Raw genomic sequence first — 23,985 nt, forward strand, 5'->3', positions numbered from 1 at the left:
TCGCTTTTTTATTCTATTCCAGTACAGTCTCTCGACTGGTAACCGTTTTTCGCCCTAGTACCCCGCCCTCAACCCACCCAGATCGTTCGTAAATCTCAGCACTGGCGGGATGGAGCGATCGCACTCGTCCTATTACTGTTGACATCGATCCCTACCGCCTATTTTGGTGCGGCATTAGCAAGATTACCCAAAGGCGATCTTGGCGAGATTCTGTTTGCAGGTTTACCATACGCATTGAGCATCATGCTAATTTTGGGCATTCACGATTTAGGTCGCTATCTCGTCGCCCGATATTATCAAATCGAGACGAATTTTCCCTATTTTATTCCCCTCCCATTTTGGCCGGGTACTTATGGCTGTATGGTGCAAATGCGCTCTCCCGTACCCAATCGCAAGGCCGTCTTCGATTTGGGTTTTACCGCAGCAGCATTGGGCTTAGTAACTGCAATCCCGTTATTCGTATGGGGACTGACACAATCGGAAACGGTACCGATCGATCCCAAGTCTAATCTGGTGAGCTTTCATGCGTTCGACCCCCGATTTTCGCTATTGCTGACGCTGTTGAGTAAATGGGCGTTAGGCAGCCAATTTGTCGCCGAACGCGCGATCGATCTGCATATCGTGGCGATCGCGGCTTATATTAGTTTATTGATTATTGTCGTTAAATTAATGCCCTTACGCCGTCTCGATGGCGGTTACATCGTACATGGCATGTTCGGTCAAAAACCCAGCGCGATCGTCTCTCAGTTGAGTAAATTTATTTTATTAATCCTCGGCTTGATTCGATTTAGATCTTCGGAATTTGGCAATACAGATTTACTCTTTTTAGCGATCGTCGTCGGTTTGATTCCCGCGATCGACGAACCCGCGCTCAATGATGTCTCAGACCTCAATAACTGGCGGGACGCTCTGGGCGTAGTAATTTTAGCAATTACGATTCTGACGCTGATCCCAATGCCCGCAGTGATGCTTCAGTTTCTCGATCTTTGATTGAGTTGGGAGTGGGGAGTAAGGAGTAAGCAGTTGGGATTCGGGGTTCACAACCCATCCCAACTTTTTTCTTACCTTGAGACAATTGCGAGATCGGATGGAGATCGAAACAACTTCGCTCGTCATCCGATCTCGCAATTGTCATGGTTTCCTGACAATTAAAATTGCTCAAACGACGTAAAATCGTTAAACCCTTGAAATTGAAGGCGATCCCCCCTTGACGGATCGGGGTAAAGTTTTGTTAGATAGTAATGAGAAACATCCGTTGTCGATCGCTAACACCCGAACATAAGTAACTTCAGGAGTTAGTAGATTTATCTAATAGATGTAATTTTAAAATCGCAATTTAGTCACCTGCGATCGAGCTATACTCTCGGTTTTGCAGATTCTAGAAATTTAATGAACAGCTTAAATGCAGTTAGTCGGTAGACTGACTTAAAGGTAGCAATTTTTACTAGGTGACAACAGTGTAGATACAAATTTGATGAGTTTGATATCTGCACATTATTCGGAGGACGGATCGTGGCGACAGATAACGCATTAGAAGAAATGACACTCAGACAACTTCGCCGCGTGGCAAGTGTTTGTGGGGTGTCTCGTTACAGCAGGATGCGGAAATCCCAACTGCTGGAAGAAATTCAGAAAATTCAGAGTAGTCAGTCTACTCTCAGTCCATCTACAAAACTGGAGGCCCAATTAGAAGTGGAAGCAGGAAAATTTGAACTCGGAGTCGATGTCGATCTCACTGCTGCGGAATTAGCAGCCGTAGATGAAGGATTGGGAGATTTACCCAACGGTTATGGAGACAGCCGGATTGTGTTACTAGCCCGCGATCCTCAGTGGGCATACGCTTACTGGGACATTCCGATCGAGCACAAAAACGAACTGCGCTACCACGGCGGACAACAATTGGCGCTGCGGATTTATGATGTTACCGATATCAGTCTCGACAGTCAAAGCCCCCATAGTATTCAAGAATATCCGATCGACGAGATGGCTCGCGAATGGTATATCCCCATTCCTGTAAGCGATCGAGCTTACACGATCGATATCGGTTATCGTTGTGGTGATGGTCGGTGGTTGGTGCTGGCGAGATCGACATCTGTGAGCATTCCCCCCGTCTACCCTTCCGACTGGATCGAAGATATCTTTATCACCGTACCTTGGGAAGAAGAATTGGTTGGCAAAACCTTTGTCGAATTGGTACCTCCCAGCCATAAAGCGTCTGAAGCAGGTACACCCGTTGCTGGTACTGGTACCGAGCAAAATGCTATTTACGAACGGATTTTCGGCATGGCAGATTCGGTCGAATCTCTCCGGGTGGCTGGTTCGCTCTACGGTTCGATGCAACATTCACCAATGGAATCGCTCAGTTCCTTTGTCTTCCCCTCTGGAGTCGGCATGTGGGCATTACCGACGGCTTCCGGCGTAAATATGTCTGGAGTTGGCATGTCGGGAATTGGCATGGATGTCGGCGAACGTCAGCGTCAATTCTGGTTGATTGCTGATGCTGAATTGATCGTCTACGGTGCTACCGAACCCGATGCGACAGTTTCGATCGGCGGACGACAAATTAAGCTCAACCCCGATGGTACCTTCCGGTTCCAAATGTCATTCCAAGATGGCAACATCGACTATCCGATCGTGGCTGTCGCTAAAGATGGCGAACAACAACGCTCGGTACACATGACATTCGATCGAGCGACTCCTTCCCGGAATACCAATACCAAGGAAGAAGCAGTTCCCCAAAAGTGGTTTTAATTAGCTGACTAGCTGCATAATTTTTCTATTCTAAATAAGCTCCATCAATCCTCGCGGTTGGTGGGGTTTATTTGTGGCGAGTGACTGCGATGGCTGCCGATCCTCACCCCAGTCAAACCTGTTATCCTAGAATTGTGAAGATCGATTAACATAGCCAACAAAGTCACATTCGTCCTGGTAATCGAGGATCGATCGAGAACAATTCTCCTTGGGTCGCTGTCTTGATCCAAACACATGCGGAGGGAACCTCCGCGTGATTTGGGTCGCTAAATCGTCGGGAAACCCGACGTTGGCGTAACCTCTCCGTCAGGAGAAACGCGCATCCGCAAAATCCAAAATCCAAAATTTCAATGATTAATGCGACACAACCTCGCGAACAAAATCTAAAATCGCCAGTACTCCCCGATAACGACTGGCGATTATTATTGAGGTTATTGCCCTACGCTCGTCGCAGTGGTAAGTTATTTTTTCTGTCATTTGGATTATTGATTCCATTGGCAATTGCTAACGCGGTGCAGCCGCTAATTGTCGGTCAGGCAATCTCTAAAATTAGGAATGAAAAAACCTGGGATTTTGTTAGTAATTTATCCATGTTAGATGGATTGAATATACTGACATTATTGCTAATGGCGACGGTAGTAGTTAGATTGATTTTAACCGCAGTTCAAGGTTATACATCGCAACGGATCGGTCAACAAATTACCGCCGATATTCGGAACGACTTATTCGATCGAGTGACATCTTTAGCAGTCCGATTTTTCGATCGTACGCCTGTCGGGAAGCTGATTACCCGATTGACTAATGATGTGGAAGCTTTAGGGGATGTATTTACCAGCGGCGCGATCGGCATCGTCAGCGATCTATTTTCGATCGTCGTGATGATTTATTTCATGTTTAGACTTCAGTGGCAAATTGCCCTGGTGTTATTAATCATGTTAGTACCAGTTGCCGCATTAGTTATCTACTTCCAACAAGAATATCGCAAAGCTAATTATCGTGGTCGAGAAGAATTATCTGCACTCAACTCGATGGTTCAAGAAAATGTCGTCGGGATTAATGTCGTTCAGTTATTTAAGCGCGAAAAATATAATGCCGAACTATTTAGAACGGTACGCGATCGGTACATCAACGAAATTGATAAAACAAATTTTCACGACTCGGCAGTTTCCGCTACTTTAGAGTGGATTTCGTTAGTCGCGATCGCTGCGGTACTGTGGCTAGGTGGTTTGATGGTACTGAATAAAACCTTAGATTTTGGCACGCTATCGGCGTTTATTCTGTATGCCCAAAGATTGTTTGAACCCTTACGACAATTCGCCGAGAAGTTCACAGCAATTCAATCGGGATTTACATCGGTAGAGCGAATTAATGATATTCTCAACGAGCCGATCGAAATTCAAGATATCGATCCCGCTCAAAGCGAACATTTGACGCATATCGATAGTGCATCCCAAGGTGAAATTCGGTTCGAGCATGTCTGGTTTGCTTATAAAGATGATGACTATGTAATTCGCGATTTAGACTTTACAATTAAACCAGGAGAAAAGATTGCCTTAGTCGGCCCGACCGGGGCTGGCAAAAGCTCGATAATTCGGTTGCTCTGCCGTCTGTATGAGCCTACAAAGGGTCGAATTTTAGTCGATGGAGTGGATATTAAAAATATTGCTCAAGCCGAACTCCGCCGTTATTTAGGAGTGATTTTGCAAGATGGATTTCTATTTGCTGGAAACGTCAGAGACAATATCACATTAGGCGAAAGTTATCCAGAAGCAGCAATTATTCAGGCAGCCAAATCGACCAATATCGACAGGTTTATTACCCAACTTCCCCAAGGTTACGATACCCAATTGCGAGAACGCGGGGCAAATTTATCTGCGGGTCAAAAACAATTAATTGCCTTTGCGCGATCGGTAATTCGCAATCCTCGCATTCTCGTCTTAGATGAAGCGACAGCTAGTTTAGATGTAGGGACGGAAGCCTTAATTCAAGATGCTCTAGATCGGGTAATTATCGATCGGACGGCAATTATTATCGCTCACCGTTTATCGACGATTCGGAATGTCGATCGAATTTTTGTGCTCAAACAAGGGACTTTACTCGAAGCTGGTACCCATGATGAATTACTAGAGCAAGGTGGTTTATATGCAAGTTTATATCAATTACAAATGTTAGGCACTTAAATAGGTAAAAGATCGGGATCGATCTGACAATCCTTACCCCTATTAAGGTGACAAGCCGATCGAGGAAAGGGTGACGGATAAGCCCTGCTCACGCTCAAATAGCCAGCGCGACTCTAATTTCTAAGTTAGAGTCGCACTGGCTATTTGAGCGTAATTGAGCGCGATCCAGATCGCGCTGATGAGGAATATCTTCAACCGTATTATTGTCCTTGCATTTTCAGAACTACTGAGAATGTCCGTAGTAAAATTTTGAGATCTAACCACGGCGACCAATGCTTGAGATAGTACAGATCGTACTGAAGTTTAATCGATGCATCTTCAACCGTACTGCCGTAACCGTAGTTAATTTGCGCCCATCCAGTCAAGCCAGGTTTGGCTGCCAATCGCGTCCGGTAGAAGGGAATTTGTTGCTGTAATTCTTTGATAAATTGATAGCGTTCGGGGCGAGGGCCGACCATACTCATTTCGCCGCGTAGGACGTTGAGCACTTGAGGCAGCTCATCTAAGCGGGTTTTGCGAATGAAGTTACCAACTTTAGTAATCCGTGCGTCGCCTTTAACCGCCCATTGTGCCTTACCATTGCGTTCGGCATTTTGCACCATCGATCGAAACTTGTAGACGGTGAATTTAGCTCCATACTGGCCGACGCGCTCTTGCTTGTAAAAAATCGCGCCAGGACTATCTAACTTAATAGCGATTGCGACAAAGGGGAAGACGAGTGCAAAAATCGCTCCGATCATCGCCCCACAAATCAAGTCGAGAATTCTTTTACCGATTCGATTGAATGTATCGAAGGGGTTTTTATTCAGGGGTAGAGCTGAGTACCATTGGCTGCCAATGTGTTCGACGGCAACTTTACCAGTCATTTGCTCGTATAACACGGGCATTGGGGTCACAGCAATGCCGCGCTCGTGAAAACTCGTCAGCAGTTGGAGTAAGTCTTCATCGATCGGGCGACTGATGGCAAGGACGATTTCATCGACATTATAACGATCGATATCCGATCCTAATGTATGACGATCGCCTAGCACGGGAATATTTTGACAGGTTTTACCGTGCAGTTTCCGATCGTCGTCGATAAAACCGATCGCTTGATACTGTGGATACTGCTTGAAAGATTCTGCCAGAATCTTACCCGTTACACCCGCGCCAATAATCAGCACTCGCTGGCGAGCGTGACCGACTCCTAATACTACGGCATACATCAATCGCCATACTAGTAGTAGAATAGTTGTAGTCCCGACCGCTAATGCGGGGGCAAATCTCAGTGTGGTAGCATCTTCGGTGTGAATGGAAGCTGGTGCCGTTACAAAATAATAAACTAGATAGATTAACCCGATGCCGATCGCACCCCAGCAGATTTGTTGAATTGTCCGTTTGACTTTGACTGCGATGCGGAGATCGTATAAATCGCTAATAAACATCCAAATCAGCCAACTGATGCCCATAGCAACGATCCAGGCGGAGTGATAACCAAATAACTCCAGGCTCAGTGTGCGCCCGCTTTTATAAGTCCAATACCACAACGAACTAACAATTCCACTGGCAATTAGGAGTATGTCAGCGATACAAAGTAGAAATTTGCGTTCGGAAAACTCCAGCGAAAGCTTAATTTCCGGTAATAAGTATGAAAACATCAATCTACCTAGTGTATAAAAATTAGTGGAACTGCTAGTTTTCTCGATCTTCATCGCCACTAAATCTCTAAAATATCGTATTTCTTAATAAAAATATTATATCCGTATTTAGAAATCGAGCGATAGACCTAGAAAGGTAAATAATTTATTTCGGTTCAAATTAAATACTATTCTGATTTATCATCGCACCAGCCCCTCCCAATCCTAACTGACTGACTCATTAGATAGAATCGGCTAATTATCTTAATTAAATTTGCTGTAAATGGCGTAAGGTTGAGCGCGCGATCGTCCGTAACGAACTCGATCGAGACCCCAGCCGTCGTCAACCTGCCAATCGCCGCCAAGTACTCTCTGAGATTGAATTTTCTCGATCTCTATCTATTTCGATCGGTAGATTTATCTGCGGGAACATTTCGATCGCGGATCTCGACTATAGCTAAAAATATAAGTCAAATAGCGCAAACAACTCGCTCTGCTCATTAGATTATAACCGCTGGTCTGAGATTAGATTTCGATCGGACTGCAACCATCTCAGGCAGAGAGTTTCGTGCGATTTTTCAATGTCGATCGATCCGATCGCAGTTTATTGACATTTTTTAGCGAGCAATCGATATTTTGTCGTCAACATCTGCCGATCCAAGCTAGCTAGAATTCATCTATATTGTAGCTGGTAGGAATGCTTTAATGAGATCTGATGAGGGGAGGAGAATTTGATATTTAGATTTAAAATTTAAATGGAGTATATCATATCAGCCTCAGCAAAGATAGTTAAATTACATCACTAATTTATTCATCGTAGCAATATGGATCGATCGAATTGCTACCAATTTTGCTGGCGATCTGGTTTGCCTCAAACCAGCTTAATCCTCGATCTGCCGATCGAAATCTAACCGATCGATCTTGACAAAATTTAGAAATTGCGCGACAACTAGCCCCAAAGTTTGTTAAATTGCGATCGCATCTTCAGTCGGTAAAATCTAGCAAGGTTGGCTGGGGACGATCGATTTCGATCGGCGATCGCAATGAGCAGATGGAGACGATAGAATTAGCTACACCCCGATTTTTTGCGCGTATGATGAGATCGTTCCGTAAGCTACCAACCTGGATGCGAGTACCCCTGAGGATTCGCCGTCAGTCGATCGTCACTTATCTAGTCATAGCACTCTTACTTTTATGTTACCTACCGACAACAGCAACAGCAAAACTTAGCACCCCTAAAAAATTAATCGAATACGGTTGGGATGCCCCCGCGCCAAATTTCTATCGCCAGCATCTCAAAGAGATGGAGCAGCAACCATTCGATGGCATTATCCTCAAACTCAATGCGGGTAAAGAGGTCTTTAAAAAAACAGCTTATCCTAATGCCGCATTTACCCAAGATCGTCGCGATTTGGCGGCGACTAAATCTACTCGGTTTACCGATAACTTTGTCGTCATGTGGTCGGGGATGGATGATGGCTGGGATTGGTTTGACGATAATGATTGGGCGACTGCGGCCCAAAACATGCAAAATTTTGCCAAAACTGCCAAAATCGCCCGTTTTCGCGGTATTGCGTTCGATTCGGAACCATACACGACTACCAGCCCGTGGAAATATTTCCAGCAGCCCCGCCAGCAACAAAAGACTTTCGCTCAGTATCAGAAACAAGTTCGCAAGCGTGGTGCTCAATTTATCCGGGCATTGCAAACGCAACAGCCAGGGACGCAAGTACTCACATTTGGGCTGTTGAGTTGGATGAAAGATTTATGGGCGACTCCGACTACTGCGACTAAATTGCAGCAACAACTTGCCAACCACGATTATGGGTTGTGGCCAGCTTTTATTAATGGGATGCTCGATGCCGCCAAACCCCGAACGGTAATTATCGACGGACATGAATGGGCTTATTATTTTTATAAGACTGAGTGGTTCGATGCCGTTCGCGATACGATTTTTAATCAGGCGCGGCTGTTTGTCGATGCCAATAACACTCGAAAATACGATCGCAATGTTAAACTCGGTCAAGCCATCTATTCAGATCTAGTACTAGATCGATTTCCCAGTCCAGAAAAAGATCCTCGATCTGGCAAGACTACTCAGCATTTTCTCTCGCCAGCCGATCGATTGCGATTATTAGAGCAGAATGTATATCATTCACTTCGTACTGCCGATCGATATGCATGGCTGTATAGTGAAAGTGCCGATTGGTGGCAACAAAAAGCTCCTCCAGGTGCCGCAGCAGCCATTATCCGTGCTAAAACTAAGCTTCAAACCAAACAGCCTCTCGGCTTCGATCTCGCTCCAGCCGTCGATAAAGCCATTCAGCAGTGTCAAGCTGTCAGTAAGAACTGTTGAGTCTTACTAAATACATGCCCTAAGAAGTTGTGCCATTTTGGGTGCTGTGACTTGCAGGCAATATTTAGATTCGACCATCTCGCGACCTTTGGCTCCCATTTCGGCGCATAATTGAGGATCGCTAGCGAATTTGGATAAATACTCCGTCCACTCATGGAGATTATTTGCCTGAAAACCATTGACTCCATGAGCGATAATTTCTTGATTGACACCGATTGGGGTGCCGACGACAGGTAAACCGCACGCCATATACTGAATGAGTTTGATACCGCATTTACCCTCTTCCCAGGGCGTGCTATCTAGGGGCATAATGCCTACATCAAAACTTTTGATATCTTCGACTTCGGTGTTTTCTTGCCATTTCTTAATATTCAGATCGAGATTGCCGAGTGTTAATGCCCCCGCACCCACGAGCGTAAACGCGCAATTATGGTGCCGATAGACATCTTCAAACACCGATTGAATTGATTTGAGATAAGTACTAGTACCAGGAGAACCAATCCAGCCAATATTCAATGCCCTACTCGGATCGATAGAATTTTTAATAGAATAGCGATCTAAATCGATGACAGTTGGAATAATTTCGATATGTTTGGCACCCGCTCGTTCTGCTCTGGATGCGATATATTTATTGCCCGCAATTACCAACCGGGCATGAGCCATCACCCGATCGATTTTAGATGCTAGCAACGTTTTGGTAAGCTTCGAGCCATAGTAGTCATAAATATGAAATTGGGCATCATCGTAGTCAACTGCATAAGGAATATTACCGATAATTTTATGCTCCAACCATTCAGGGATATATGGAAAGAGTTCTTTTTCGACCCATAGTAAATCGTAATCGCGATCGCGCATCAATCTAACTAAGCGTTGGAAATAAGACCTCAAGACATTAGTAAAATTTCGTTGACCATTATTAATGTTAGTTACATATTGATTGTCTAATAACGGTGCGATCGTCAGATCGAAGTTTTGGGATTTTAGGTAAGGCAAGTATTGATAAAATCGATATCTGCTGCTACCGCCTAAAGACCCATATTTTGTGAGAACTAATACTTTATAAGGCATACTTTTTAAGTGATGATTGTTTGCTAAAGATGGCTGTAGAAAAGAATACTTTAAAGTGAATCTGGCAATATCAATGTTTCCTCCTCCTGTGGATCGCAGTAAGCACTCAAATACATTAATGCTAGAAATATCCACTGATAGACGATATTTTGAGCTGTTAAATTAGAATCTTCAAATTGCAGTTGGATTAAAATTGCAAAATTAGCAATAATGTACAAGACCATTCGTCTTTTTGTGATAAAAGATAGAGATTTAGTTGTCATCTTCTTTATACAAAATGTAAAATTATTGACCGTAAATAAGATATAAGCAACCAGTCCAAATATGCCTTGTTCGACTAAAGTCGTTAGAAAAATGTTGTGCCCGGTATGTCCGAGTTCGCTCAACATGCCAAAGTAGCCCAACGGTGCGAGAGGATTATTGAAAAAGTAATCGATCGATAGTATCCACAATGTCGTTCGACCGTTGAAACCGCCGATATCTGCGGCTCCATCGCCAACTCTGGCATCAAAGATTGTATCGAGATCTTGACCGTAAAAACTAGTGATTGAAACAAAAATAGCGGCTAATAAACCGACAAATATCAGTGTCTGCTTAGTATTTTTAGTCGAGCCGCCAATTAAAATCGTACTCAGTAATAACGTAATCGTCACATTTCGCGATTGCGTTATTAAAATTGCGATGACGATCGTTAACATAATTACCAGCATCCAGTTAGATTTCTTTTTCTTTTTCTTGAATTTAATTTGGGTTTGAATTTGGTTCTCGGTTCGATCTTGGGTTTGAGCTGGAGCGTTAAATAATCGATCCAATGCCGAGAAAAAAGGCATCATTAAACAGGCTGCGATCGTATTTGATGCTCCCCATGGTAGTGACAGCAAACCACCATTTTCGCGTTCTAGTAAAACTTTATCTAGTGAATTTTGCTGAACTGCCAATAAAAAATTAATAATAAAATAAACTGACATCAAAAATCCGGACAAAATAAACAGCGATGATATTTTGTTGTAAGCAGCGATGGCATCTTTACTAATCGATGAATTTGAGGTGATGTACAAAAACATCGCAAAACCAACAAAGTCAAAGATCGATCTGGCAAAAGAGAGCACCAAATTCTCATTCATTAAAGACGATATAAAAATAGCAAATACATGCAACAACCCACACATTAGTGACAGTTTTAAATCCTGCGAATAATTAACTCGCTCTTTTCTGGTAATAAAAATGCCGCCAATAAATAGCGATAGTAAAATCAAGAATGGAAATGCAAAGCTGATGACAAATGAGCCAGAGCCAGTTCCAGTCGAGAAAGGTAACAGGCACATTGATATTAAAAAAATAATATACAAGTGACTGCTATATGAGTTTTTACCTATGGGGAGAAACATCGGCAAGGATTTGGTGATGTAATTGACTGGTGGGGAAATGGCGATTTCCTAAATTACTCAGGAGCCGCTCGATTTATAGATTTCGGGGAGATTGGCAAACAATTGAGCGTATCCGAGGATAGTTTCTTTGACTTGCGATCCCGATAGCTTGAGCAATGCGAAGACGATCCGCGTAAACGGCTCGATCGACAGCGATGCTAGCATCATCAGATTGGCTTGAATTGGGTTAAAGTGTTTGTACCCGTACAAGATCCGGCTGCGAAGCGAGTAAAACAGCCGAGTGGCTTTGATATTTTCGGAGGTACCGCCGCCTTTATGGAACGATCGAGCATCCGCCAGATAATAAGATAACCAGCCTAACTTTTTGACGCGATAAGATAAGTCGAGATCTTCAAAGTAAACAAAGAAGCTCTCGTCGAACCCCTTTAAAGAGCGAAAAATCTCGCTCCTAATTAGGTAAAAAGCTCCCATCACATGATCGACAGGTTGGGTATTATTGTGATCCCATTCCGTCATCATGTAGCTGGTAGACTTGTTTTTAATCAGTTTATCGATACCCAAAATACTGCACCACAGCGTGCTCGGAGTTAGGAAGCGAGCGCAACTGCGTTGAATTTTGCCGTGACTATCGACTAGTTGAATCCCGACTACACCAACCTGCTGACGATCGGGTTTTTCCATAAAACTGACTGCACGATCGATCGCATCGGAGGCGGTTTTAGTATCTGGATTGAGAAATAATAAATAGTCGGCGGTACTAATTGCCGCACCTTGATTGCAGGCGGCTCCAAACCCGTTATTTTTAGCATTCCTAATAATTTCGATCGGGAGTACGATTTGCTCTAAACCCTCAAGAGATCGATCTGTCGAAGCATTATCGACAATAATTACTTTATCTAATCTGAATTCTTGGCGATCGGCACTAGCAACTGCTTCTAAACATTCGCGCAGTTGGATCGATGAATTCCAATTAATAATGATAATATCTATAGACGGTAACATGCTTTATAACCTTAAATATATTAATTCTATCTGCTCCTCGCGCGAGTGCCGATCGCTCAAAGTAGCATCCTTACGCTCTCAACTAATATTATGTTTGTCAGCGATCGCGTTGGCGGAGCCTCTCTGAAGGAGAATCGCACACAAGCTTGCCAATTATCGCGATCGTTCCAGAATTTACAGGTAGATGTTACTCAGCTAAAAACACTTAACGCTTTTACTTGAGACGATCTCGAATGATTCGTAATGGCGTTCGTAGCACCTTTGCCATTATCGCCAGAGACATTTGAAATTCATTAATATCTCCAGCCATAAATTCAACAAAAAGTCTTTGAACGAAACCTTTAGAATTAGTCACTGAAATTCCTTCAGTATTATAGATCGCGATCGGTGAATCGAGTTTGCACCAATTTTTGGCATCATACTTCCGAAAGAAGAAGTAATCGGAAATGCTCAACTTATCGTGAACTAAATATTTGTAATTTGAGTGTAAACGCTTATTGTATACAATTGATTGGTGAATCACGTCTTGTCGTTCCTTCGAGCAGACGCGTAACTTTATTATTCCCATCCCATCATACAAAATAGTATCTGAGTAGTAAAAATCGACATTTTCTTGCAGCGGTACCCGACTTAGAGATCGACTGTCGGTGAAGAAATCCCCACAGTTCATGAAGTTGAGCCATTCACCAGCCGCCAAATCGATCCCACGATTCATGGCATCGTACAAACCCGCATCGCGTCCGCTCATCCAATAATCGATCCGATCGGCATATTTCTCAACGATCTCGATCGTCCCGTCGGTCGAACCGCCATCGATAATGATATATTCAAAATTCTGGCAATCTTGATTGAGAACGGATTGGATCGTTTGTTCGAGATTGCTCGCGCCATTATAAACGACGGTAATTACCGAAATCAGCGGACGATCGACCGTACCACGCCGCTCGATGCCTTTAGTTCGCAATCCACCTTCGCGAATACCTGGCTTAGTGCTGACGATCGTCGGTAAGTCTAAATCTAAATGTAACCGATCGGCTGTTGTAATTGGTTCGGGTAGCTCGAAAGGTAATGTCTGCGGTAATGGTAAATAGTAATGATGGATGCTCTGCCAATATTTACCGATGATAAATTCCGCAGGTACCGATCGATCTGTACTAGCACCTAAATGAGTAGCGGGGGTACATAGATAAACAATCAGTTTGTGCCGAGGTTGACGGCGGCGATCGTTGGCATAGCCTCTCCTGCGGAGACTCCGACATAACAGCGTAGACTGATTCCAGCCGTAATCGTAGCGGTGCTGTCTGAAAATTTCACTTCCCCAAGCCAACCGAATATCGATATCGTACAACTCGTCACGATCGTTCATGCAGACGATCGATTTTACCCCCATCCAGTCTTGCAACCGATCGGCGGGATGATTGTAAATACTCACGATCTCGACAATCTTCAGATTGGAGTCGAGCGAATTGACAAATAAGAGATATTCCGCACTATTTGTGCCGCGATCGATTGCCTGATAATTCAGCATAATGTCTAATTTACTTTATTGGAAAAACTGTATTGGAGTTTGGTATAGAGCGATTTGAGAGTGGCAAATTGATGAAAAACGTACCAACCGAATAATCCGATCGATAATCCGCTCATCAGGGATAATTTAACGATCGGATCGCCATCGATAATTCCTACGCCAAAGATCGTAACCGTCACGACTAACGGCACTCCCAACCATTGCAACCATTTAAGCCCAGGAATTTTCAGCAACCTACAACCATAGACATTCATCAGCCAGGTAACGGCAAATCCTAAATTGCCCAGCATCGCACCCAATAACCCCAACCGCTCCGTTCCCATCCAAATTAGCCCCAATGCCAAAATACTCCCACCCACTTGAATCGTCATACAGGTACGTGCGGCATTCAAACCCAAACACAGATAGAAGCCCACCGCATTTACCGAATACAGCGAGTAAGCTAAAACGGCAATCCGAAACGACAATAGCACCGTCGCGCTCGGCTCGTTACCCAACAGCAGCTTGAGTAAAAATGGTGCTACCGTCAGTAATACGCAGCCAATTCCCAATGCAAAAAAACTATTAACTAAATAAGCCTGTTTGACACGCTCCTCGGCTTGATTGGGATCGAATTCCGATGCCGCCAGCGCGCTCAGAGCGGGCATCATCGGCTGTACGGGCAAAGCAGACAACACATTAATCTGATTGGTAACATTGGTAATTGCGGCGTAAATCCCTAATTCCGTCGTACCCAAGGCAGATCCGACAATTACTTTATCCATTTGGGCAAATAACACCCCACCCATTGCCGTCAGCCAGCTCATCATGCTGTAGCGAAATATCTCTACTCCCCGTTGAGGGTTCCAATTAATATGCAGCGGGAATTTTTTGAGCAACCACCAGTTAATCCAGCAATGACAGAGCAAACCGCCGACAGCTACACAAATTTGCCATTGCATGAGGGCTAACGTTTTACCGCCAGTAAATACGACAATTAACATGCCGATATTCAGGGCGAAGGCTTGAATCGTGGTGATGCCATTGGTAAGATCGTATCGCTGACACGCTTGCTCGACACCGACGAGCACCTGCTGAATCAATCGCGCCCAGACGACAATTGCGCCGAGTTTGAGTGCTTCGATCGCAATTACTTGTTGGAATAGTTGCAATTTGGCAAAACCACCGACGATTTGTGGTGCGAATGCCCATAAAAAGGCACCTGCTAACACCGATAAAACCAGCATCGCCCCGCCCGTAATCGTCAGCGTCTGCGATAGCCCCGCCACATCGTTGCGCTCTAAATCTTGAGAGACAAACATCGTCGTCGCCAACGACAAGCCCGATTCGGCGAGGGTAACGATGACAATTACCGTCATCGCCAGCGTCCACAGCCCGTATTCCTCGACTCCCAGCAGCCGAATCAATACCGGAATCGTTAACAAAGCTAATCCAATCCGAATGATGCCAGCCGCCGTGTTGTAGAGACCATTTTTTAACAAGCTTTGCTTCATAGATGGGCAGTCAATCTAAATTGTTAATTATTTGAAATAAGCAATCGATCGACATTATCAACCAATCTCCGATCGATGACATGAATATTTTTCACTTCTTTCCATGCAAAATCGCTCGGTTCTCAGGTAATAGCTGGCAGATCCACAGTCAAAATCGTTGAGTTACTTTGAGGATGGAATGCCGATGCCTAGCGATAGCCTCAAAAACTGGAGCGTTTAAGTTAAGATAGAATTCTGAAAAATGGTATCATCAGTTAGACCAAATATAACATTCTCTGATGAGTCGATGAAACCAGTAAAAATACTGAAATAAATCGCTCGATTGACTGAATAGTTAGAGTTGGAAATTAACTAACGATCGTCACAACTAGATTTAATATATGCGCGAAATTTTAATTCTTGGGAAACAGGGACAGATTGCGTGGGAACTTCAGGTGACTTTAGCCACATTGGGCAACATTACCGTGTTGGGATCTCAAGAGTTAGATTTAGCTAACCCCCACAAAATCGGCGAAAAAGTTCGCCAAATTCAGCCAGATATTATCGTCAATGCTGCTGCCTATACCGCAGTCGATAAAGCCGAGCAGGAACCGGAACTGTGTCAGGCGATTAATGCTACCGCGCCAGGGGTTCTCGCCGAACTAGCACGCGAATCTCAAGCTTTACTCGTCCACTATTCTACCGAGTATGTCTTCGACGGTCTAAAAACTAGCCCCTATCTAGAAACCGATCTACCCCAACCGTTAGGGGTATATGGAGCCAGCAAACTGGCTGGCGAACGGGCAATTATCCAAGCAGATTGCCAGCACCTAATTTTGCGAACTACTTGGGTATATGGCAATCGCGGTAAAAATTTCTTGCTGACGATTTTGCGACTAGCAGCAGATCGTACCGAACTCAAAATCGTCGCCGATCAAGTCGGTGCGCCAACGTGGAGTAGATCGATCGCCGAAGCTACCGCCCAAATTTTAGCACAATCCCATCGAGAGCAAGACCTAAGGGGAATCTACAACCTATCCGCAGCAGGCAAAACCAGTTGGCACGGATTCGCCAGTCAAATTGTCGATCGGTATCGATTAGCTTATCCCGATCGACACCTCGCTGTCGAGCAAATTTTAGCAATTCCCGCTAGCGACTATCCCACCCCCGCTCAACGTCCTGCTTATTCGGTATTAGATAACAGCAAGGTTTTAGCCGACTTTGGCGTGCAGTTACCCGCTTGGGAGGCCAGCTTAGAGCAGTTATTCGCCCGTTGGTAATAGCTCTAGCATTGAAAAAAATCTAGCATAAGCTGTCTGTCATTCGATCTATGTCTCAATGGTTTTTGTGACTTTCTATCGAGCAAATCGATGACTGATTACCTCATCCAAGCTCCTGTGGTAGTGTTGGTAGAAATAATTTAGTTTTCAATCCGATCGAGTGGCGATCTCCTAAAAAAATGGCAATGCAATGAGAGTCAATCTAGACAAAAAGTAGAAACGACCGAGTAATTACTTCTAAATATAATTGAGTCGATCGAGGATTAGGAATTATCATTGTCCATGCTAGTAAGATGTCGGAGAATGATATCGATCTTCTGGCTTTGTGCGTCTATTTTAATCGATCGAATCGGAGCGATACTTTATAATATGCCTACAAAGTAATTATATCCTTATGTCATCTAGAATCTCCCTATGGACGGGACTAATTGGAGTCGGTGCCACAGTTGCTCTCGTCCAGCCAGCAGTTGCCAAAACTCCAGTCGAGATTGCCAAGACAGCGCGGGCAATTACTGTCTTAATTACCGAACCCGATAGCGTCGGTTCGGGGGTAATGCTCCAACGTCAAGGTGATATTTATACCGTGCTGACTGCGGCTCATGTAGTCAAAAATAAAGGTAAGGTTGTCTATAAAATTACGACACCGGACGATCTCAAGTATGACATCATCAGTAGTTCGATTCGCTCTGCGCCTGGTAGTATCGATCTGGCAGTAGTCAAATTTAAATCTACAACTAGCTATCCCATTGCCAAACTCGGCAACTGCAACATGCTCGAATCGGGAATGGATCTGTTTGTCGCTGGATTTCCAGGGACGAGTAAAGCAATCACCGAGCTAGTATTCGTGTTTAGGGAAGGTAAAGTCTCAGCCAATAGTAATAAAACCTTTGAGAATGGTTATTCCCTCATCTACAGCAACGATACATTGCCAGGAATGAGTGGTGGCGCAGTTTTGAATAGCGATGGGGAGCTGGTTGCCATTCATGGGAGGGGAGATCGCGATACCAGTGGAGCCAAAAATGGATTTAATCTTGGTATTCCCGTCAATCGCTTTGCTACAGTTGCTAGCAATATGGGAGTAGAGTTAGTGGCAAAAGTAGCCCCTATTCCTCAAAATACCACACTCAATGCTGATGACTACTTTGCATTAGCAGTGCAGAAGTATCGCAAACGTGACATTCAGGGCGCACTGGCTGACTACAATCAAGCGATCGCTATCAACCCGAAATATGCTTCAGCCTATAACAATCGCGGCGATTTGAAACGCTACAAGCTCAACGATGTCCAGGGCGCGCTGATTGATTATAACCAAGCGATCGCTCTCAATCCGAAATATGCTTCAGCCTATAACAATCGCGGCGATCTGAAATATGAAGATCTCAATGATGTCCAGGGTGCAATGACTGATTATAACCAAGCGATCGCTCTCAATCCGAAAGAGGCCTTATTTTACTACCGTCGCGGTATTCTGAAATATCACAAGCTCAAAGATGTCCGAGGCGCATTTTCGGATATGCAGCAAACGGAGAAACTATATCAACAGCAGGGTATGCCGCAATACGCTCAAGAGGCGATCGACCTAATGAAACAATGGCAACAAACTGGCAACAATTCTAGATTTTAGCGAGGCAGATTAAATTTTTCAACCTCCGTGAGATTATCAAATCACGATCGAATCTGTGGCCACTCAGTATTAGAAGTTGTAGGCGATCGATAGTTATCTTCAACCAAACTTAGACTAAAATTAATTCGATCGCTTAAAAATACAATCCCATGTCATCTAAAATCTTGCTGTGGACAGGACTCATCGGCATTAGTAGCACGATCGCACTCGTCCAGCCAAATATCGCATCTGCCAAGTCCTCAGTCGAGATTGCCGATACAGCCAAAGCAATCAGTGTTCTCATTACCGAGCCGAATAGTGTCGGTTCGGGTGTCATCCTTCAGCGTCAGGGTGATACTTATACAGTTCTTACTGCCGCTCATGTAGTGAAGAACGCCGCTAATTATAAAATCGCGACTTCAGACGATCGATCTTATCAAGTTATCCCTGACTCGATTCGCCGCGCTCCTGGGAATATCGATCTGGCAGTGGTTAAATTCAAATCTACAGCTAAATATCCTACTGCTAAACTGGGAAATTGTAACGTGCTTAGATCGGGCATGGATCTTTATGTGGCTGGCTTTCCAGGGACGAGTGGAACGATAACAGAGCCAGTATTGATGTTTAGGGAAGGTAAAGTCTCTGCCAATAGTACTAAAACCTTTGAGAAGGGTTATTCGCTGGTTTACAGTAACAACACGCTACCGGGGATGAGTGGTGGGGCAGTTCTAAACAGTGAAGGCGAACTGGTAGCCATCCACGGTAGGGGCGACAAAGAACGACTGAGCGATGGTAGTTTTGGCTCTAAAACTGGGTTTAATTTGGGCATTCCCATCAATCGGTTTGCAACGGTAGCAGGCAATATGGGAGTGCGACTAGATGGGCAAGTTGCTCCAATCCCCCAAAATACAGTACTCAATGCAGATGATTACTATACATCAGCAATTCAAAAGAATGACAAAGGAGACATTCAGGGCGCACTGGCTGACTATAACCAAGCGATCGCTCTCAACCCGAAATATACCTATGCCTACATCAATCGTGGCAGTTTGAAAGATGACCTCAACGATGTGCAAGGCGCACTGGCTGACTATAACCAAGCGATTGCCCTCGACCCGAAAGATGCCGATGCCTACAATGGTCGCGGTTATGTGAAACACAACAAGCTCAACGATGTGCAAGGCGCACTAGCTGACTATAACCAAGCGATTGCCCTCGATCCGAAAAATGCCCTAGCCCACATCAATCGGGGTAATCTTAAAGCCCAAAGCCTCGACGATGTGCAGGGCGCACTGGCTGACTACAACCAAGCGATCGCCGTCGATCGTAAGAACAGCAGCAATGCCTACGCTGCTCGCGGTCTTGTGACAATTGCAAAGCTTGGCGATGTGCGCGGCGGACTGGCTGACTTAAACCAAGCTATTGCCATTAACCCAAAAAATGCTATTGCTTACGCTGTTCGCGGTATTCTGAAAAATGAAAAGCTCAAAGATGTGCGCGGTGCGCTGGCTGACTTTAACAAAGCGATCGCCCTCGATCCGAAAAATCTCTTAGCTTACCCCGCTCGCGGTGGCCTGAAATATCAGCTCAACGATGTGCAAGGCGCACTGGCTGACTTTAACAAAGTAATCGCCCTCGCTCCAAACTCTATCTTAGCTTATGCCACTCGCGGCGCGCTGAAATATCAAAGGCTCGACGATGCGCGCGGCGCACTAGCTGACTTTAATAAAGCGATCGAAGTCAATCCTAGTATATTTTTTGGTTATTACAATCGCGCCGATTTCTTCTATTCGACGGGAAATATATCTGCGGCGATCGCCGATTTTCGGAAAGTGGCAGAACTCGATCGAGCCACACCCTATGGGATAATCGCCCAAGGTATCATCCAAACCCAACAAGGCGCGTATCCACAAGCTCTCGATCTGTTCGAGCAAGCCGCCAGAATCTCGCCTAATTCAGGAGATATTTACAAATATCGGGGTGAAGCATTCAGAAAGCAGGGTGACAAAGCTGCGGCAATTCGAGACTGGCGCAAAGCAGCCCAAAGTTATAAAAATAGCAAACAACCCAAGGATCGTAAAATGGTACTCGGCTGGCTGAAATCTCTGGGTGCTGGCGAATAAGATTGCCTGAATAAATCTGTCCCGTATCGGCATCGATTGGCAGAAGCTCCGCCAACAATCGATTTATAATCAAGATTAAGAACAAAATTGCTCAGATCCTGATGACAACTACTCCCGAACAAACCAGGGCGATTATCCGTTGGGGGCATCAACATCGCCGGATGCTGAGATCGAGATATCGTCGTCAATTTGTTGCTTATAGTGCTACTCGGCTATTAGCGGCTGGGAGAGATTGGGATTTGGTCGAAACCCTCGCCACCGCTGCTGGAGAACCCTATTTGGTGAAGTGGATTCCCGCGCAGACATCAGAATTTCAATTTTTTTGGTTTAAATTCTATGGCATGGCTCGGCATGAATGGGAGCCAGAGTATCCCGTCACATTGAGTCATGGCTCTGTCAGTCATAATGCATTGATGCTGGTAGATTCTGGAGCAGAGTTGAGTTTGATTAGTCTGGAAATTGGCGAACTATTGGGATTTCGGTTAGCTGATGGCGAAATTTTGTCAGACGGTACGGGTGTTGGCGGTGAGATCCAGTATGTCACCCGTGCTGTAGATTTGACGATCGATGGGCACAGTTTCAAAGCTCCTGTGGCTTGGTTGCAAACGGAAATTACTGATGTTCCTTTGTTATTGGGTAGGGAGGTGGTATTTGACTTATTTAATATCGAGTTTATCCAAGCGGAAGAACGGATCGAGTTTAAATGGCGAGGCACCCCAGCATAAGCCCGCGATAGCTCTATTTACATCAACCCCGATCCTCCGATCGAATCGATAGCTAACCGCTACTTTTCTAGGGCGAGTAAACTAACTGAAAAATTTCGATCGACCTAACTCGATCGTTCGGATGCGCTGGATTTATTATTAGCGATCGCATCCAAACTAAACTAATATTAATTCGATCGCCAAATAACTACATAACTACATCTTTATGTCATCCAGAATCTCACTGTGGACGGGACTAATTGGAGTCAGTGCCACGATCGCGTTCGCGCAGCGTCCGCTTTACGGAATCGTCCAGCCAGTAATTGCCAAAACTCCAGTACAAGTTGGTGAAATAGCTAGAGCAATTACAGTCCTAATTTCCGAACCTAATAGTCAAGGTTCGGGAGTCATCATCCAACGTCAAGGTGACACTTATACAGTCCTCACCACACGATCAGTAGTGAGGCAAAAAGCTGACTATAAAATTACCACACCAGACGATCGACAGTATCAAATCGTCAGTGGCTCCCTCCGTGTGGCTCCTGGCGATATCGATCTAGCTGTGGTTAAATTCAAATCCACAACTAATTACGCTACTGCCAAATTGGGAAATAGTAACTCGCTCAAATCTGGCATGGCTCTATATTTAGCGGGATTTTCTGCTCCAAGTACAGCGATAACTCAGTCAATATTTGGATTGACAAGCGGAGCAGTTATCGCCAATAGCAATAAAATCTTTAGAAATGGTTATTCCCTTATTAGTAATATCACTCGACCAGGAATGGCTGGTGGTGCAGTATTAAATAATGATGGAGAACTAGTTGCTATTCACGGACAAGGAGATTCTCTTTCAGAGAGGCTACGCCAACGAGATAGTGATGGTAACAAAACTGGCTTTAATCTCGGTATTCCGATCGATCGATTTATCACAATCGCAAATGCAATGGGAGTCAAGCTAGACAAAAAATAGCACCACTGAAATTAATTTGGATGAATACTATATAATATTTTTACAAAATAATTACATTATTATGTCATCTAAAATCTCGTTGTGGGTAGGACTAATCGGCATCGCGGCTACAATTCCGCTCGTGCAACCGAACATCGCATCTGCAAAAACTCCAGTCGAGATTGCCAAGACAGCGCGGGCAATTACTGTCTTAATTACCGAACCCGATAGTGTCGGTTCGGGGGTAATTCTTCAACGTCAAGGCGATATTTATACCGTGCTGACTGCGGCTCATGTGGTCAAGAATAAAGGTAAGGTTGTCTATAAAATTACGACACCGGACGATCGCAAGCACGACATCATCAGTAGTTCGATTCGATCTGCTCCTGGGAGTATCGATCTCGCAGTAGTCAAATTCAAATCCACAACTAATTATCCCCTTGCCAAACTCGGCAACTGCAACATTCTCGAATCGGGAATGGATCTCTTTGTCGCTGGATTTCCGGCGGCGACTCGCACAATTAATGAGTCAGTATTTGTGTTTAGGGAAGGCAAAGTTACTGCCAATAGTAATAAAATTTTTGAGAAGGGTTATTCTCTGATTTACAGTAACGATACGTTACCAGGAATGAGTGGTGGAGCTGTATTAAATAGCGATGGAGAACTAGTTGCTATTCACGGTAGAGGCGATCGTGATGACAGTGGAGTCAAAACTGGATACAATCTCGGTATTCCCATCAACCGCTTTGCGACCGTAGCGAGTAATATGGGCGTTGAGCTAGGTGAGCAAGTCGCAGCTATTCCCCAAAATACGGCACTCAAAGCTGATGACTATTTTGTATCAGCAGCACAAAAAAATGACAAAAGGGATTATCAGGGAGCATTCGCTGACTACAATCGGGCGATTCAAATCAATCCCAATTATGCTAATGCCTACTATAATCTCGCAAATCTAAAAAAGAATAATCTCCAGGATTATCAGGGGGCATTAGCCGACTACAATCGGGCGATTCAAATCAATCCCAATTATGCTGATGCCTACAATAATCGCGGAATTCTGAAAGCGGACAAACTCCAGGAGATTCAGGGGGCATTAGCCGACTTCAATCGGGCGATTCAAATCAATCCCAATCTTGCTGGTGCCTACAATAATCGTGGTGTTCTGAAAAAGGACAATCTTCAGGATTATCAGGGGGCATTAGCTGACTTCAATCGGCTGATTTCCCTACAGCAACGCACCTCGAACGCCCTCGAACCGAAACTTCTTGCCTTAGCTTACCAAAATCGTGGTGGTCTGAAAAAGCAAAAGCTCAACGATTTCCAAGGCGCACTGGCTGACTACAACCAAGCGATTGCTATTAACCCGAACGATGCTGATGTATACTACAATCGCGGTATTCTGAAAAATGACAAGCTCAACGATTTCCAGGGCGCATTGGCTGACTATAACCAAGCAATCTCCCTCAACCCGAAGTATGCTGAAGCCTACAACAATCGTGGTGTTCTGAAAAATGACAATCTTCAGGATTATCAGGGGGCATTAGCCGACTTCAACAAAGCGATCGCTCTCAACCCGAAATCTGCTCTAATATACAAAAATCGCGGTATTCTGAAAAAGCAAAAGCTCAACGATGTTCAGGGCGCACTGGCTGACTACAACCAAGCGATCGCTCTTAACCCGAACGATGCTGATGCCTACTACAATCGCTGTCTTCTGAAAAAGCAAAAGCTCAACGATGTGCGGGGTGCAATCTCGGATATGCAGCAAGCATTGAAACTATACCAGCAGCAGGGCAAACAGCAAGACGCTCAGGATGCGATCGCACAAATAAAAAAATGGCGACAAACTAGTAATAATTCTGGTTTTTAGACAGTTGATTGTTGATTTGCTCCGTTTCGGCAACGCCCTCGATTGAAATCGGGGCTAGTGTTGCGAAGTCCGCCTACGCGGACTGATGAATATCC

General features: G+C 44.6%; 18 protein-coding genes. 11 read left to right on the forward strand and 7 right to left on the reverse strand.

Annotation, left to right across the window (positions count from 1 at the left end; all coding sequences use genetic code 11):
• Nucleotides 1-13: 13 nt before the first annotated feature.
• Nucleotides 14-145: a hypothetical protein gene (locus RMO79_RS22630; protein WP_310485524.1), complete on the reverse strand. Its 132-nt coding sequence runs from the start codon at nt 143-145 to the stop codon at nt 14-16.
• Here RMO79_RS22630 and RMO79_RS22635 point away from each other — a divergent pair.
• The 3 genes from RMO79_RS22635 (at nt 139) to RMO79_RS22645 (ending at nt 4,931) form a co-directional block, all read left to right on the forward strand.
• Complete coding sequence (locus RMO79_RS22635; protein WP_310485525.1) at nt 139-990, forward strand: site-2 protease family protein; 852 nt, start codon at nt 139-141, stop codon at nt 988-990. The genes RMO79_RS22630 and RMO79_RS22635 overlap by 7 nt on opposite strands.
• Nucleotides 991-1,539: 549 nt before the next feature.
• Nucleotides 1,540-2,751, forward strand: a complete 1,212-nt coding sequence (locus RMO79_RS22640; RefSeq protein WP_396136659.1) for a DUF4912 domain-containing protein — start codon at nt 1,540-1,542, stop codon at nt 2,749-2,751.
• Between the two features lie 350 nt (nt 2,752-3,101).
• Nucleotides 3,102-4,931: an ABC transporter ATP-binding protein gene (locus RMO79_RS22645; protein ID WP_310485528.1), complete on the forward strand. Its 1,830-nt coding sequence runs from the start codon at nt 3,102-3,104 to the stop codon at nt 4,929-4,931.
• A 200-nt stretch (nt 4,932-5,131) separates the two neighbouring features.
• Here RMO79_RS22645 and RMO79_RS22650 read toward each other — a convergent pair whose 3' ends face one another.
• Complete coding sequence (locus RMO79_RS22650; protein ID WP_310485530.1) at nt 5,132-6,622, reverse strand: sugar transferase; 1,491 nt, start codon at nt 6,620-6,622, stop codon at nt 5,132-5,134.
• Between the two features lie 895 nt (nt 6,623-7,517).
• Here RMO79_RS22650 and RMO79_RS22655 point away from each other — a divergent pair.
• A complete protein-coding gene (locus RMO79_RS22655; protein ID WP_310485531.1) occupies nt 7,518-8,903 on the forward strand; it encodes a hypothetical protein in 1,386 nt (461 codons plus the stop codon).
• 6 nt (nt 8,904-8,909) lie between these two features.
• Here RMO79_RS22655 and RMO79_RS22660 read toward each other — a convergent pair whose 3' ends face one another.
• The 3 genes from RMO79_RS22660 to RMO79_RS22670 form a co-directional block, all read right to left on the reverse strand.
• Entirely contained in the window at nt 8,910-9,971 is a 1,062-nt protein-coding gene (locus RMO79_RS22660) for a glycosyltransferase family 4 protein (RefSeq protein WP_310485532.1), read from the reverse strand.
• Between the two features lie 50 nt (nt 9,972-10,021).
• Entirely contained in the window at nt 10,022-11,296 is a 1,275-nt protein-coding gene (locus RMO79_RS22665) for an O-antigen ligase family protein (RefSeq protein WP_310485533.1), read from the reverse strand.
• A 120-nt stretch (nt 11,297-11,416) separates the two neighbouring features.
• Complete coding sequence (locus tag RMO79_RS22670) at nt 11,417-12,361, reverse strand: glycosyltransferase family 2 protein (RefSeq protein ID WP_310485534.1); 945 nt, start codon at nt 12,359-12,361, stop codon at nt 11,417-11,419.
• 90 nt (nt 12,362-12,451) lie between these two features.
• Here RMO79_RS22670 and RMO79_RS22675 point away from each other — a divergent pair, with 90 nt between their 5' ends.
• Entirely contained in the window at nt 12,452-12,583 is a 132-nt protein-coding gene (locus RMO79_RS22675; protein ID WP_310485535.1) for a hypothetical protein, read from the forward strand.
• Here the strand turns inward: RMO79_RS22675 and RMO79_RS22680 are convergent.
• Nucleotides 12,576-13,889, reverse strand: a complete 1,314-nt coding sequence (locus tag RMO79_RS22680; RefSeq protein ID WP_310485536.1) for a glycosyltransferase family 2 protein — start codon at nt 13,887-13,889, stop codon at nt 12,576-12,578. The genes RMO79_RS22675 and RMO79_RS22680 overlap by 8 nt on opposite strands.
• 5 nt (nt 13,890-13,894) lie before the next feature.
• Nucleotides 13,895-15,382 (reverse strand): oligosaccharide flippase family protein, encoded by a 1,488-nt coding sequence (locus RMO79_RS22685; protein WP_310485537.1) that lies wholly within the window; start codon nt 15,380-15,382, stop codon nt 13,895-13,897.
• A gap of 380 nt (nt 15,383-15,762) precedes the next feature.
• Between RMO79_RS22685 and rfbD the strand changes: the two genes are divergently transcribed.
• The 6 genes from rfbD (at nt 15,763) to RMO79_RS22715 (ending at nt 23,890) form a co-directional block, all read left to right on the forward strand.
• Nucleotides 15,763-16,641, forward strand: a complete 879-nt coding sequence (gene rfbD, locus RMO79_RS22690) for a dTDP-4-dehydrorhamnose reductase (protein WP_310485538.1) — start codon at nt 15,763-15,765, stop codon at nt 16,639-16,641.
• A 394-nt stretch (nt 16,642-17,035) separates the two neighbouring features.
• Nucleotides 17,036-18,265, forward strand: coding sequence for a tetratricopeptide repeat-containing serine protease family protein (locus RMO79_RS22695; RefSeq protein ID WP_310485539.1), 1,230 nt, complete (start codon nt 17,036-17,038; stop codon nt 18,263-18,265).
• Between the two features lie 149 nt (nt 18,266-18,414).
• On the forward strand, nt 18,415-20,367 hold the full coding sequence (locus tag RMO79_RS22700; protein ID WP_310485540.1) for a tetratricopeptide repeat protein: 1,953 nt from the start codon (nt 18,415-18,417) through the stop codon (nt 20,365-20,367).
• Nucleotides 20,368-20,468: 101 nt separating this feature from the next.
• Entirely contained in the window at nt 20,469-21,092 is a 624-nt protein-coding gene (locus tag RMO79_RS22705; protein WP_310485541.1) for a retropepsin-like aspartic protease, read from the forward strand.
• A 205-nt stretch (nt 21,093-21,297) separates the two neighbouring features.
• Nucleotides 21,298-22,041, forward strand: coding sequence for a serine protease (locus RMO79_RS22710; RefSeq protein ID WP_310485542.1), 744 nt, complete (start codon nt 21,298-21,300; stop codon nt 22,039-22,041).
• Between the two features lie 61 nt (nt 22,042-22,102).
• On the forward strand, nt 22,103-23,890 hold the full coding sequence (locus RMO79_RS22715; protein WP_310485543.1) for a tetratricopeptide repeat protein: 1,788 nt from the start codon (nt 22,103-22,105) through the stop codon (nt 23,888-23,890).
• Nucleotides 23,891-23,985 lie beyond the last annotated feature (95 nt).

Source organism: Chamaesiphon sp. VAR_48_metabat_403 (assembly GCF_031422475.1).
Lineage (GTDB): Bacteria > Cyanobacteriota > Cyanobacteriia > Cyanobacteriales > Chamaesiphonaceae > Chamaesiphon.